This window comes from Acinetobacter proteolyticus, assembly GCF_000367945.1.
GTDB classification, from domain to species: Bacteria; Pseudomonadota; Gammaproteobacteria; order Pseudomonadales; family Moraxellaceae; genus Acinetobacter; species Acinetobacter proteolyticus.
The window spans coordinates 2,000,744-2,013,958 of sequence record NZ_KB849179.1; the positions used below are offsets into that span (position 1 = coordinate 2,000,744).

The window sequence follows — 13,215 nt, forward strand, 5'->3', positions numbered from 1 at the left end:
ATTCCTATAGTGTAATACTGAACATCGAGATTGTTATGACTTATACGTTCAATCGTCCAGCTTTTCCTGCGACTCGCATGCGCCGTATCCGTAAAAATGACCAACTTCGTGCCATGGTCAGCGAAACTCATTTAACGGCAGATCACTTGATTTATCCAGTATTTGTATTACCAGGACAGCAACAGACCCAAGACATTCCAAGCATGCCAAATGTGCAACGTTTGTCAGCTGATTTATTACTTAAAAAAGCAGAAACCTTGCTTGAACTTGGGGTTTCAAAACTTGCCTTATTCCCTGTCACACCACAACAAGATAAAAGCTTAACAGCAGAAGCCGCTTGGGATGACAACGGCCTAGTTCAGGCGACCTGCCGTCTACTGAAAAAAGAATTGCCAGAAATGGTCCTGATTACTGATGGTGCACTTGATCCTTATACCACGCATGGTCAAGACGGTATTATCGATGATACGGGTTATGTACTGAATGATGAAACCGTTGAATGCTTAGTGAAACAAGCACTCAGTCATGCTGCGGCTGGTGCAGACGTAATTGCACCAAGTGACATGATGGATGGTCGTATCGGTGCGATTCGCCAAGCGCTAGAGCAAAACGATTTTATTTATACCAACATCATGGCCTATTCAGCGAAATATGCCTCAAGCTTCTACGGTCCATTCCGTGATGCGGTGGGTTCTGCCAGCAACCTGAAAGGTGGCAATAAATACAATTACCAGATGGATATTGGCAACCGTGCTGAGGCGCTGCATGAAATTGCACTGGATCTACAAGAAGGTGCGGATATGGTGATTGTCAAACCGGGTATGCCTTATCTGGATGTGGTGCGTGAAGTTAAAGATACTTTTGGCGTTCCGACATTCATCTATCAAGTCAGTGGTGAATACGCCATGCTTGCGGGTGCGATTCAAAATGGTTGGCTCTCAGACAGCGTGATTCTAGAATCATTGATGTGTTGCCGTCGTGCAGGTGCAGATGGGATCTGGACCTATTTTGCGGAAGATGCAGCACGTAAATTAAAAGAGATGAAATAAAATCTCCCCTAACCCCTCTTTGATAAAGAGGGGGATTTTTAAACTGGTTTAACTTTATCATGCATATTGCCATCATTGGTGCGGGTATTAGTGGCTTAATGTCAGCATTGGAACTTGCTGAACAAGGCTGTTCTGTCGATATTTTTGACCAACAACTTGCAGGTCAAGCAGCCTCATGGGCGGGTGGAGGCATCCTCTCACCGATGTATCCTTGGCGTTATGCGCCCGAAGTCAATCAGCTGGCTCAATACGGCAAAATACTCTATCAAACATGGAATGAAAAGCTACTTCCAGTCACTGGCATTGATTTTCAAATCCACGATACAGGCATGCTGATCTTTGATCAGGAAGATTTCGAAATCGGTTTGAATTATGCCACGCGACATCAAGAGCCGATGCAACACTGTGAACTGCTCGATCGCACTCAACTCCAACAAGTTAACCCTCATATTTCAGCACAATTCCAACAGGCCATCTATTTTCCACACCTGTCCAATGTCCGTAATCCACGCTTATTACAATCATTAATTTGCTACTTAAAGCAACATCCATTTGTGCGTTTTTTTGAACATTGTCCAATAGAAAAATTGATGATTCAAAATAAAAAAGTTCAGGGTCTACAAGCTGATGATGGTCGAAAATTTATGGCAGATCAGGTCGTCCTCAGCTCAGGTGCATGGAGTCAGCAATGGCAGCAACAAATTCAACGCCATATCCCCGTACATCCCGTGCAAGGGCAAATGCTGTTATTTAAAACCCCTGAAAACTGGCTACCAACCATGTGTATGAATCAGGTGATGTATCTGATTCCACGTCAAGATGGTCATATCGTCTGTGGTTCAAGCATGACAGAGACTGGTTTTAGCACTGCGGTGGATGAACATATTCAACAGGATATTCTCTCTGCCTGCTTAGAGATGATCCCTGAGTTAGAACAATTCCCGATTGTAAAACGCTGGGCGGGTTTACGTCCAAGCTCCCCACACGGTATTCCCTATATCGGTGCAATGCCTGAACTGGAAAATCTTTGGGCCAATTTTGGACATTTCCGCAATGGTCTATGTATGGGCGCTGGTTCGGCACGTCTGCTACGCCAACTCATTTTAAGGCAAGACACATTGGTTGACCCGAATGCTTATTCACCGCTGCGCTTAAAGCGACAGGATTTAATTTCTTGCTAAAATTTCAGTTAATGCCACATTCAAATCTGGATATTGGAATTGGAAACCCTGTTCTAACAATGCCTTAGGCGCCACATATTGACCATTTAAAATAAGCTGTGATTGTTCACCAAGTATCGATCTAAACACACACTTAGGCATTACTATAAAAGGTTTGCGTTTTAAAATGTGGGCAGCCGTTTCAGCAAATTGTTGTTGATTGACGTGTTCAGGCGCGACAAGGTTATACGCCTTTTGACTGTGATTAGATTGCAACAAAAAAACGATAGCATTTAATACATCTTGGATATGAATCCACACCACAGGTTGCTGCCCCGAGCCAATTTTTGCAACCGCATTCAATCGAATCGGTAACAGCATTTGCGGTAAAATCCCACCCTGTCCAAAAACCACACCTAAACGAATGATCTTGGTATTTTGTTGACTAAATTTTAAAGCGGTTTGCTCCCACTTTTGACAAAGTTCGGACATAAAAATCGATTGCGGTGGTGTATTTTCATCACAAATAAGCTTCCACTGTTCTTGTGGATCAATACCGTAATAACCAATCGCAGAACCAGAAATAATGCATTTCGGAAAAATTTGCCGTTGTTCCAGCCATTGATACAGTTGCTCTGTCACCGCAACACGGCTGTGTATTAATTGCTGCTTACGCTGTTCAGTCCAGCGTTTTGCACCAATATTTTCACCCGCCAGATTAATTACATAATCAATCTGTTGCATTTCTATTTGATCAAGATCATTCACCCAACGTAGCGCTGAATGCTGAGAATGCCGATGGGGCTGTCGGGTCAGTGCAATGATTTGATATTGTCTTTCCAATAAAAAAGGCAATAAATGAGCACCAATAAAGCCACTTGCGCCTGTGATTAAAACTGTCTGTTTCTGCATTGCACTCTCATCCTGCATGATATTGATCAGCTCGATATCTCAGTCTTAGCAGAATGAAAGTGAATTACAAGTGAACTTTGTTCGACTAGTTGAACATTTTATTGGCCATTCTTTGTGCTTGCGGTCCATAAAACCAATAGGTAATTAAGAATAACGGTACAGCAATCACAAACCACATCGCCAATACGGTGAGCAAAAATTGGGGCTGTTTCAGATAGAGTAAAAAGTTCTGCCAAACTTCGGGATCTTTCCGTGCAAAAATAAACAGACCAAAGAGTAAGCCACATGCGTTATAGCCCCAAAAGATCAGACTAAAGCCGATGCTTAAACGTTTCCGTTCCTGTGGCGTCGGTGCACGGCGTTGTTGCTTGAGAAATTTGAATAAAATAACAATGATCGCAATTAAATAAGGAACCGCAGTCAACACACCCCCAATACTATTGGGTAAAATCGCTGCCAGTACACCTGCCAACAATGTCACAGTAAAACAAATTATAAAAAACCAGATATAGTACAAACGCAATGAAATCATAAAGATAAACCTAATTAGACTGGCTTTAGAAAATAATTATAAATTTTTTTCACTTTTTTTTCATTTTTATGTCAACCAATCCTCAACCAGCAGCGTTATATAAGGTACAAGGTCGCAGCAACCGAATTGCACATTGCACGGCATCCGCAATGTTTTCGGTGACCTTTCATTATGACTCTCCATCTTTAACAATGGTTGTGTTAGCAGCCACAACCATTGAAAAAGATTTTGACCGACGATTTATCATCACTCGAATCGTCGGTTTTTATTTGCCTGCGATTTGAGTTTGATTAGGTATTGGCTACATACATTTTGATCAACTCACCTTCATCTTCTATGACCCTAGTTAAAAATGTCCAACCACATTTTTCATAAAAATCATCTAAGTCTGTCACCAGATAGAGCTTTTCATATCCTAAAGTTTTCATCTCTGTTCGAGCAAAATCCAGCAACTGTCTGGCAATATTTTGCTTCCGATAAGCCTCATCAACAAACAAAGCACATAGGTTTGGGCTAAGGTCTTTACGATTATGGAAATCATTGTCGATCACCCCAGTGCCAGCAATGATATGCTGATATTCATTCAGCATCACATACCATTGTGGAATTCCGTCTGGCTGTTCAATCGAGCTTTGAATACTATCCCTATAGGCCTCAACAGGAATCCCCCATTTATCTGAAAACCACATTGCAGCCTGTTCTCGCAATTCAGGATGATTCGCTAATTTAATAATATTCATCAATACAGGATTAACCTCTTATATCTTACTCAATTGTATTCAACGCGATTTTATGATCAAACACCCAAATGCACACCTGCTTACATAAATCTCTCATCTTTCAATTCCATATCTCTTTAGAATAATTCTACGACAATAAAAATTAAGGACAGGTTGAATGAACAGCATTATTTATTTTGAAATTCAGTCATCAGATCCACAACGTGACATTCACTTTTATCAATCCGTATTTGGCTGGCAATTTGAAAAAGTAGAAGGCCTACCGATTGAATATTATCGTATCGCAACCACAGGAATTCATGGCGGATTATTACAACGTCCTATAGCAACACCAGCAACAGGATGTGGAACTAATGCCTTTACCTGTAGTATAGAGGTGGCAAATTTCGATGAAACTACAGCTAAAATTCTAAGTTTAGGTGGGATTATCGCCATGGATAAATTTGCGATTCCAAACCGCTGCTGGCAAGGCTATTTCATCGACCTCGATCATAATACCTTTGGGATTTGTGAAATCGATGAACAGGCGCAATAATTTGCTAAACTCAAGTTAAATTAAAATTGTTACCGCCCCTTAAACTGCGCTGGACGTTTTTCTAACATGGCGCGAACCCCTTCTTGTGCATCTTCCGATACAAATAGCGGCATTAAATAATTGTTCATTTTTTCAAATGCAACTGTTTGCCCTTCCACGACTGCATCAGTTGCAGATGCCAATAAAGCTTGTACTGCCAACGGCGCAGAAACACAGATTTCTTTAGCAATTTCCAAGGCACGTTCAAGTTGTTGCCCTGATTCCACCACTTCCGAAAGGAGATTCAGCTCATACGCCGTTTTGCTATTAAACGTTTTACCCGTCAATAAATAAGGCATCGCCTTTTGCCAACCTGCAGCCTGAACAAAACGGACTGTTGCACCGCCAAATGGCATGATGCCACGTAATACTTCCAACTGACCAAAGACCGTATTTTCACTGGCAATCACCACATCGGCATTCAGCATTAACTCCACCCCAGCGGTATAGCAGATCCCTTGTACAGCTACAACGACAGGTTTAGTCCGATGCCGACCGCCCGTTCCCCACGGATTCACCTGATCCGCTGCAAAATTAAAAATGCCTTGCGAAATTTTAGACTGTAATTCAACCAGATCTAAACCCGCGGTAAAATGATCACCATGCGCAAAAATCACGGTGCAACGCAATTCAGCATTGTTTTCATATTCTGTTAAAGCAAGGGATAAATCCTGAATCATATGGCTATCAAAAGCATTGCGCTTCGCGACTCGATCCAAGCCAATCAACATGATCTGATCAATAATTTCGCGGCTTACTTGACCTAAGCTCATTTTATATTCCTCATTGTTAAAATAATGGTCTGGAGATCAAACTAGAGCATCGTTGAAAAATGATCAAGGCAGATCTTGTAGTGCTTTTCTGCTCAGTAAGACTCTCCCTTCCCCCTGAATACGTGCTACCTTATTCAGGTTTATTTTATTTTTAGATTCATTTATGACCGTGCGTTTTTTTCATACGTCTGACTGGCATTTGGGGCAGTTTTTTTATAATCATTCCCGCCACTACGAACATGAACAATTTCTGGCATGGTTACTTGAGCAGATCAAAGCCAAACAACCGCATGCTTTACTGATTGCGGGTGATATCTTTGATGTGATCAACCCGAGCTCACAGGCACAAAAACAACTGTATCAATTCCTTGCCGATGCACATGAGCTTGCCCCACATATGCAAACTTTGATGATTGCAGGCAATCATGATTCGGGCTATCGCATTGAACAAGTCGAGCCCTTATTAGAAAAATACAATGCTAAAACGGTCGGTGTGATTCGCTGGAATCAAGATAAAAGCCTCGATTTAGAACGTTTAATTTTACCGATTTATAATGAACAAAAGCAGATCGTGGCGTGGTGTATTGCCCTGCCATTCCTACGTTCAGCTGAAATTACTGGCTTTAATGAGCACACCACCAACAGCCAAAATGCGATTGCTTATCTACATCAGCAACTGATTGCTGAAGCCAAACGTCGTAAGACTGATGATCAAGCCCTGATTCTAATGTCACATGCGCATATGCAAGGTGGAGAAACATCCGACTCAGAACGACCGATTATTATTGGTAATGAGGAAGCATTGTCTACGGCTCTGTTCGACGATAGCATTGATTATGTGGCACTGGGGCATCTGCATAAACCGCAAAAAGTACAGCATCCACATATTCGTTATAGTGGTTCACCGATTCCACTGTCATTTAGTGAAATCAACTATAAACATCAAGTCGTTGAAGTCAGCATTGATCCTACAAAAAGTGAAGCCCCATTTAGCTTTGATACTTTAGCGATACCACGAAGTATTCAACTGCATAAAATTAAAGATGAACTCACCGTAGTTATGCAACGCCTTCGCAATCTACCAAATGAACCGATCGAAAATCTCGAGCACCGTGAATATATCGATATCGAATATCACACCACGACACCACCACAGCCTAATCTACGACAACAATTTGAAGATGCCTTGCCCAAAGATCGTTATCGACTGGTGCGGATTTCCAGACAATATCTCTCTAATGAAAACAATACCGAGAGCAAGCAAAGTATTTGCTTAGAGCCACCGACACCCGAAAAATTATTTCAGCAAATTTGGGAGAAAAAAGGCTATCACGCCGATGATGAAGTCACTCAAGACTTTATGAGTTTGGTCGCAGAAGCGCAAAAGCAACTTGAAGATGATCAAACTGTTTAAGGACCTGCCATGAAAATTTTATCAATTCGACTGAAAAATTTGGCATCTCTGGCAGATGAGCATTTTATTGATTTTGAAACTGAGCCTTTGGCCAGTGCTGGACTGATCGCCATTGTTGGAAAAACCGGCGCGGGTAAATCCACAATTCTAGATGCCATGTGTCTGGCCTTATTTAATAAAATTCCCCGCCTGAAAGAAAGTGATGGCAAACTGTTAGATGTCGATGGTTCTGAGCTACTGACCAACTCCCCTTTAACAGTTTTACGTCGTGGCACAGGACATGGTTTTGCCGAACTGTGTTTTGTGGCGCAAGATCAGAAACATTATCTCGCACGTTGGGAAATTAAACGTGCCCGTGAAAATGCCAATGGCAAACTGCAAAGTGTGCAACGCTCACTTAAATGCCTGACCGACGGTGTAGTGATTGCAGATAAAACCAAAGCGGTTGAAGCACATATTCAACAGATTACCCAACTCAGTTTTGAGCAATTCACCCGTGCGGTATTGTTGGCGCAGTCCGAAGTCACCGCTTTTTTAAAGGCACGTGATAATGAGCGTGGTGAATTACTCGAATATCTGACCAATTCCAGTATTTTTGCCAAAATTGGACAACTGGCTTTTGAAAAGACCCGTGAAATCAGCAACCAACGCAAGCAACTGGAAAATGTGCTCGGTCATATTGAAATTCGCTCAGATGAGGAAGTTGCTGAATTACAGACTCAATTTCAGCAGATACAACAACAGGTTCAACAGTTGGAAGCCGACAAAGTTCTGCTTAATCAACAGCAACAATGGTTTGAGCAGCGACAGAAACTCGAAACTGAAATCACACTAAAACAACAACAGCATGACATTCAAATTCAAGCACATCAGGCTTTAGCCGCAGATCGCAATCGACTCAGCCAACTCGAAACCTTTTCAGGCATTCGTCCTATTGTGTTCCAACAACAACAGCTAGAAAAAGCACTGCAACAGCTTGAACCCCAGATTCAACTCAAGCAGCAGCACTTTACTGCTGTAAGCACCCAATTTGAGCAAGAAAAAGTAGCTTATACGCAGGCTGAAACGGCCTTACAACAATTTCAGAGTTTTGAACAAAACCATCAGCATGAACTTACTCAAGTGCGTAAATATGTACAGGAACGTGAATATATTGCCGAGGAATATAAAAAAACCAAAGTTCGCTTAAACCAAAACGAAGCGCAACAACAACCCTTACTTGAGCAACAGCAGCAGTTTGAACAAAGCCGCAACAACCTATCTATACAACAACAAAGCTGCTCTGAACAACTGCAAAAGAGTGCACAATTCTCCACTTTAGATAAAGGCTTGAATGCACATATTCAGCAGTTGCAGCAATTTATTCAGCAATACCAAAAAGTCGAACAGAATTTAGGTTCGATTCAACAGGCTCAGTCCAAGCTTGAACAAGATCAAATCGTGTTGAATGAGCTCATTCAAAAATTTGGCACACCACAACAGATTGAAAACCAGCTTGAACAAAAACAAAAACTCAGAGAACAGCAACAAGCCCGATTGAATCAACTGGATCTGATTCAGCAAAAGTTACAGCATTATTTTGAACTTAAAAAAGAACGTGATGAGCTAAACCATAAGCTCAGTAGCACACAGCAACACCACCAGCAGCTTGAACAACAACTACAAAGCAGCCAAGGTGAGTTCCAGTCTGCCAAAACTGAACGGGAAAAATTACAGCAGATATTGCAACAACAACGTTTATTGCATGCTGAAAATATTGAACATCTGCGTGCTGAACTCAAACACGGCGAAGCCTGTCTAGTCTGTGGCAGCACAGAACACCCCTATCGTGATGATGCCAGCCCGCTCTCCAAAGCCCTGTATGAGTTGCAACAACAACAAGAGCAACAGGCCATTCAACAAGAGCAACAATGCTTTCAGCATTGGCAACACACACAACAGCAATTTACCCAGATTCGTACGGAACTGACCCAATTGCAATCTGCGACGCAACAAGCGGATGACAAATTCAAACTGCAACATCAAGAATTAGTCAAACATGCAGCACAGTTCGAGATTCAGTTAGATTTAACTCAACCGTATGTGGAAACAACTAGAGTTCAACAGCAATACATTGATGAGACAACTCAGTTCAAACAGCAGATTGAAATTGAGTTACAGCAGCTGCATCAGGCCAATAAAGACCACTATCATCTGACTCAAACGATTCAAAATATCCGCTATCAACTGGAAAGCGTAAAGCAGTCACAGCAACAGATTCAACATGTTGTAGATTGCCTGAGCAGCGATGAACAAAGCTTATGGCAGCAGCAAACGCTGAGCTCTGCTCAACAGCTAGCTCAACGTTTACAGCAACGTGTTCAACAGCTTGAACAAGCTGAAACACTCAGCAAACAACAGCAGCAGCTTGAACAGCAACTGAATCTATTAAAATCCAATTTAACCAGCTTAATCACTCAACATACCGAGTTTAGCCAGCAACTCAAAGATGTCGAGATTAAAGGTAAACAAAATACAGAGTCAGCGCATCAACTAATTGTGGCAATGACAGGTTTAACTGAACTCAAAGCCAATGAATGGTTAAACCAACACGATCAACAGCGCCAGCAACTCCAAAATCAATATCAGCAGATCAAGCAAGATTTTGAACAGGCTCGTCAAAGCTTTGAACAGCAAAAAAATGAACTAGAACAGCTCAAAGCCCAACAGCAGCAGCAACAAGCTAGCCTTGTCCAATCTAAAACTGAAATTCGTGCATGGTTAAGCCAGCATCCTGAGTTAGAAGAACAGCAATTGGCTGATTTACTTGCTATTCGAGCTGAACAAGAACAGCAGATTCGAACATCGCTACAACATGCAGAACGTTTGCTCAATGAGGCCGCCTCTGCTCTAAAAACGCTGCAACAGCAATTACAGATGCATCAGCAACAACAGCCATCCATCGAATATACCCAGTTGCTTGAGTATATCCATCTCAATCATGAAAACTTAGAGCAGCAAGCTGAACAACGTGATCAGTTCAAACTAAAATTGGAACTACATCAACAAAACCTTGCCAAGCAAAAGCAATTTGCAGAGCAAATCCAACAGATTCAGCAGCAGGAACACCGTTGGAATAAAATTTCCAGTTTGATTGGCGATTCTAAAGGTAAAGATTTTCGTGATTTAGCCCAGCAATATAATCTGGATATTTTGCTGGAATATGCTAACCAACAACTCAGCATGTTGTCACAGCGTTATACCTTAAAACGTTTGGATAACTCTCTCAGCCTAGCCATCATTGACCATGATATGGATGGAGAAACTCGTTCAGTGGCTTCTCTGTCTGGTGGTGAGTCCTTCCTCACGGCTCTTGCAATTTCCTTGGCAATTGCCAACATGGCTTCTGGTTCCATGAAAATCGAATCACTGTTTATTGATGAAGGTTTTGGGACGCTGGATGCTTCTTCGTTGCATATGGTGATGAATGCGCTGGATCAATTACAAAGCCAAGGCCGTAAAGTCGTATTGATTTCACATATTCAGGAAATGCATGAACGTATTCCTGTACAAATTCAAGTACAGCCAATTGGGTCAGGATCGAGTCGGATTGAAATTGTTGGTTAAAGCATTATGATGATTAAATAATCACAATGCTTAAATCAAATGAATCAGAAAAAAGCGGTTATTTTCGACCTTGATCAAACCTTACTGGATCGAACCACATCCTTAATAAAATTCCTTACTTGGCAGGTTAATTTCTTTCAATTGGTGCCTGCCGATGACAGAGAAAAATTTATCCAACGCTTTCTTGAATTAGATGATAATGGCAAAGTTTGGAAAGATCATGTTTATGAAAATCTGATTCATGAATTTTCAATTCAACATCATTCTAAAGAAATACTTTTAACCAGTTATATTCGCGATTTTAATAAATTCTCATGCTGCTTTGAACATGTAGAAAACATCATCATCCAATTAAAACAGCAAGGCTATTTAATTGGATTAATATCTAATGGCAGAACACCCTTTCAAGAACATAATTTTTATGCGCTAGGTCTGGCTGAATTCTTTTCTAGCATCATTGTTTCCGAGGCAGTCGGACTCAGAAAACCAGATCCCGCAATTTTTCTATTATCTTGTCAGCAGCTTGGTGTTCACCCAAAAAATTGTATCTTTGTCGGAGATAATGAACTGGCAGACATACAAGGTGCACGGGCTGTCGGGATGAAAACCATTTTCTTTCATCCCAATCCAGCGATTTCCTCAACAACAGCTGATCAAAATCTTCATGATTTTAAAAACTTCATCGAAACATTAAAATGCCTCGAGTAAATAACTTCGAGAATAATAATCCCTTCAAGATAACCAATCTTAAAGGGATGTTTTCATCCATTATTCATTCTTATCAGCTGGGAAAGCCTTCGGTGGAGGCGCATATTTCGACGGTTCTTCTTCTGCGGCTGCATCAGCAGATTTCAGTGATTCAACTTGATAAATCGCTGTTCCAATAATGCCTGTATTCTGAATTGAGCCATTATCCGAGTTTGCCGCATACGCATCTTCAGGCTTACTAAAGGTAAAAGAAGCAACAGCAGAATCACTCTTACGAAAACCTTCAATGGTAATCTCACTATGCGGATGCAGTACATATCCTGCATTATTTCGTGAAGCAGTACTGCCATCTAAAACATCAATTCCATCAACACTTGCCACCACTTCATAGGTGTTATCGGTATGGTTTTCATATTTTAATTGGTAGCTTTGACCATCTTTTGCTGAGAGATAATAGTTTTGACCATCACGAGATAAAGCAAAGGGTTGACCAGCATCATCAACAATAGAAAAACTAATTTTCCCTGCTGCCAACGAAATACTGTTAACGGTCTTGCCTTGATATTGTTTATTGGCATAACGGACTTGTGATTCAGCAATCGGTTGCTCGGTTAAACGGCTTAAATTCACCTCGGTCACATGTGAGCTAATCTCATCGCCCCATTTGGTACCCAGTTTCTCATCTACAGCCACTTGAGCATTCGCATTACTATCTGCAGCCTCTGCAGCCACATCACTCTGTTTTTTACTGCACGCTGCTAAAAATAGACATAAAATAAAAGAGATTAAAAAATACAGTTTTTTCATTTTAAACGTGATCCTAAATTCAATTTTTATCTTTGTAAAAATAATCGTGATTCATTTATATTCAGGTTGAATATAAATGAATAAACACGTCATTGTAATTTATGCCGTTTTTTTCAGCAGCAGAGATATTTTATATAATTGTAATTTGTTATTTATCTCTACGGCTCTTTATTCAATTCGCCCTATATTAGTTTGAATAATCCCGTGCTCCGAATAATGCAGTTCCTACTCTCACCATAGTTGAACCCGCCGCAATTGCAGCGTCTAGATCAGCGGACATGCCCATACTCAAGGTATCCCAGTCTTGCGGTTGTAGATGTTGAACTTTTACTTGCTCAAATAGAACTTTGGCATCAGCAAATGCAATATGATTTTCGGGTGCAGGAATCACCATCAAACCACGTAAACGGATATTGGGGAGCTGGCTGATTTTCTGAACCAGTTCAGCGACTTCAGCAGGTTGGCAACCATCTTTAGAGTCTTGTCCATCAATATTCACCTGCAAACAAATATTCAAGGGTTGTAGAGCATCTAAACGCTGACTGGATAAACGCTCAGCGATGATCAAACGATCAACCCCGTGCACCCAATCAAATTTTTCTGCTAAATGTTTGGTTTTATTACGCTGCACATGTCCAATAAAATGCCATTCGATCTCTAACTCTTTTAATTCCTCAATTTTTTCTAGTGCTTCCTGTAAATAGTTTTCACCAAAACTGCGCTGCCCGACTGCATACATTTCGCGAAGGCTAGCACTGGGATGTGTCTTGGAAACCGCCAACAACTGCACTGTTGCAGGATCACGTTGAACACGCTGACAGGCTTGTTCTATTTGATTTAAAACAGATTGGCGGGATTGTTGCGATTGATTCATTGACACAGTTCTCATTTACGAAATCTTTTTTTGCTTTCCATTCTTTAAGGTGTTGGTAAGCCCGAA

At 41.2% G+C, this 13,215-nt stretch carries 13 protein-coding genes; 7 read left to right on the forward strand and 6 right to left on the reverse strand.

Features of this window, described 5'->3' with window-relative positions:
• Window positions 1-35 precede the first annotated feature (35 nt).
• Both hemB and thiO read left to right on the forward strand, forming a co-directional pair.
• Complete coding sequence (gene hemB / locus F993_RS07765; protein WP_004655121.1) at window positions 36-1,049, forward strand: porphobilinogen synthase; 1,014 nt, start codon at window positions 36-38, stop codon at window positions 1,047-1,049.
• 59 nt (window positions 1,050-1,108) lie between these two features.
• A complete protein-coding gene (thiO, locus tag F993_RS07760; RefSeq protein WP_004655122.1) occupies window positions 1,109-2,230 on the forward strand; it encodes a glycine oxidase ThiO in 1,122 nt (373 codons plus the stop codon).
• Here the strand turns inward: thiO and F993_RS07755 are convergent.
• Both F993_RS07755 and F993_RS07750 read right to left on the reverse strand, forming a co-directional pair.
• Complete coding sequence (locus F993_RS07755; RefSeq protein ID WP_004655123.1) at window positions 2,216-3,121, reverse strand: TIGR01777 family oxidoreductase; 906 nt, start codon at window positions 3,119-3,121, stop codon at window positions 2,216-2,218. The genes thiO and F993_RS07755 overlap by 15 nt on opposite strands.
• Before the next feature lie 85 nt (window positions 3,122-3,206).
• Window positions 3,207-3,653: an ABZJ_00895 family protein gene (locus F993_RS07750; RefSeq protein WP_004655125.1), complete on the reverse strand. Its 447-nt coding sequence runs from the start codon at window positions 3,651-3,653 to the stop codon at window positions 3,207-3,209.
• Between the two features lie 68 nt (window positions 3,654-3,721).
• Here F993_RS07750 and F993_RS07745 point away from each other — a divergent pair, with 68 nt between their 5' ends.
• Entirely contained in the window at window positions 3,722-3,937 is a 216-nt protein-coding gene (locus tag F993_RS07745; RefSeq protein WP_004655127.1) for a hypothetical protein, read from the forward strand.
• Between the two features lie 6 nt (window positions 3,938-3,943).
• Here F993_RS07745 and F993_RS07740 read toward each other — a convergent pair whose 3' ends face one another.
• On the reverse strand, window positions 3,944-4,393 hold the full coding sequence (locus F993_RS07740) for a GNAT family N-acetyltransferase (RefSeq protein WP_004655128.1): 450 nt from the start codon (window positions 4,391-4,393) through the stop codon (window positions 3,944-3,946).
• A gap of 157 nt (window positions 4,394-4,550) precedes the next feature.
• Here F993_RS07740 and F993_RS07735 point away from each other — a divergent pair, with 157 nt between their 5' ends.
• Complete coding sequence (locus F993_RS07735; protein ID WP_004655130.1) at window positions 4,551-4,928, forward strand: VOC family protein; 378 nt, start codon at window positions 4,551-4,553, stop codon at window positions 4,926-4,928.
• 29 nt (window positions 4,929-4,957) lie between these two features.
• Here the strand turns inward: F993_RS07735 and F993_RS07730 are convergent, their stop codons facing one another.
• Window positions 4,958-5,740: a crotonase/enoyl-CoA hydratase family protein gene (locus F993_RS07730; RefSeq protein WP_004655131.1), complete on the reverse strand. Its 783-nt coding sequence runs from the start codon at window positions 5,738-5,740 to the stop codon at window positions 4,958-4,960.
• A gap of 163 nt (window positions 5,741-5,903) precedes the next feature.
• On the opposite strand from F993_RS07730, the gene F993_RS07725 reads away from it, so the two are divergent.
• The 3 genes from F993_RS07725 to F993_RS07715 are packed head-to-tail and all read left to right on the forward strand — an operon-like array spanning window position 5,904 to window position 11,468.
• A complete protein-coding gene (locus F993_RS07725) occupies window positions 5,904-7,154 on the forward strand; it encodes an exonuclease SbcCD subunit D (protein WP_004655133.1) in 1,251 nt (416 codons plus the stop codon).
• 9 nt (window positions 7,155-7,163) lie between these two features.
• Window positions 7,164-10,760, forward strand: coding sequence for an AAA family ATPase (locus tag F993_RS07720; protein WP_004655136.1), 3,597 nt, complete (start codon window positions 7,164-7,166; stop codon window positions 10,758-10,760).
• Window positions 10,761-10,799: 39 nt separating this feature from the next.
• On the forward strand, window positions 10,800-11,468 hold the full coding sequence (locus F993_RS07715; RefSeq protein ID WP_004655138.1) for an HAD family hydrolase: 669 nt from the start codon (window positions 10,800-10,802) through the stop codon (window positions 11,466-11,468).
• Between the two features lie 60 nt (window positions 11,469-11,528).
• Here F993_RS07715 and F993_RS07710 read toward each other — a convergent pair whose 3' ends face one another.
• Window positions 11,529-12,275 carry a hypothetical protein gene (locus F993_RS07710; protein WP_004655139.1) on the reverse strand — a complete coding sequence of 249 codons (747 nt, stop codon included), beginning with the start codon at window positions 12,273-12,275 and terminating at the stop codon, window positions 11,529-11,531.
• A 187-nt stretch (window positions 12,276-12,462) separates the two neighbouring features.
• The gene (locus F993_RS07705; RefSeq protein ID WP_004655141.1) at window positions 12,463-13,149 is read right to left on the reverse strand and encodes a YggS family pyridoxal phosphate-dependent enzyme; all 687 of its coding nucleotides are present in this window, start codon (window positions 13,147-13,149) and stop codon (window positions 12,463-12,465) included.
• Between the last annotated feature and the right edge of the window lie 66 nt (window positions 13,150-13,215).

Excerpts from the sequence above, each read along its gene's own strand:
- hemB (WP_004655121.1), top strand. The coding sequence starts at position 36 with ATGACTTATACGTTCAATCGTCCAGCTTTTCCTGCGACTCGCATGCGC.
- thiO (WP_004655122.1), top strand. The coding sequence starts at position 1,109 with ATGCATATTGCCATCATTGGTGCGGGTATTAGTGGCTTAATGTCAGCA.
- F993_RS07755 (WP_004655123.1), bottom strand. The coding sequence starts at position 3,121 with ATGCAGAAACAGACAGTTTTAATCACAGGCGCAAGTGGCTTTATTGGT.
- F993_RS07750 (WP_004655125.1), bottom strand. The coding sequence starts at position 3,653 with ATGATTTCATTGCGTTTGTACTATATCTGGTTTTTTATAATTTGTTTT.
- F993_RS07745 (WP_004655127.1), top strand. The coding sequence starts at position 3,722 with ATGTCAACCAATCCTCAACCAGCAGCGTTATATAAGGTACAAGGTCGC.
- F993_RS07740 (WP_004655128.1), bottom strand. The coding sequence starts at position 4,393 with ATGAATATTATTAAATTAGCGAATCATCCTGAATTGCGAGAACAGGCT.
- F993_RS07735 (WP_004655130.1), top strand. The coding sequence starts at position 4,551 with ATGAACAGCATTATTTATTTTGAAATTCAGTCATCAGATCCACAACGT.
- F993_RS07730 (WP_004655131.1), bottom strand. The coding sequence starts at position 5,740 with ATGAGCTTAGGTCAAGTAAGCCGCGAAATTATTGATCAGATCATGTTG.
- F993_RS07725 (WP_004655133.1), top strand. The coding sequence starts at position 5,904 with ATGACCGTGCGTTTTTTTCATACGTCTGACTGGCATTTGGGGCAGTTT.
- F993_RS07720 (WP_004655136.1), top strand. The coding sequence starts at position 7,164 with ATGAAAATTTTATCAATTCGACTGAAAAATTTGGCATCTCTGGCAGAT.
- F993_RS07715 (WP_004655138.1), top strand. The coding sequence starts at position 10,800 with ATGAATCAGAAAAAAGCGGTTATTTTCGACCTTGATCAAACCTTACTG.
- F993_RS07710 (WP_004655139.1), bottom strand. The coding sequence starts at position 12,275 with ATGAAAAAACTGTATTTTTTAATCTCTTTTATTTTATGTCTATTTTTA.
- F993_RS07705 (WP_004655141.1), bottom strand. The coding sequence starts at position 13,149 with ATGAATCAATCGCAACAATCCCGCCAATCTGTTTTAAATCAAATAGAA.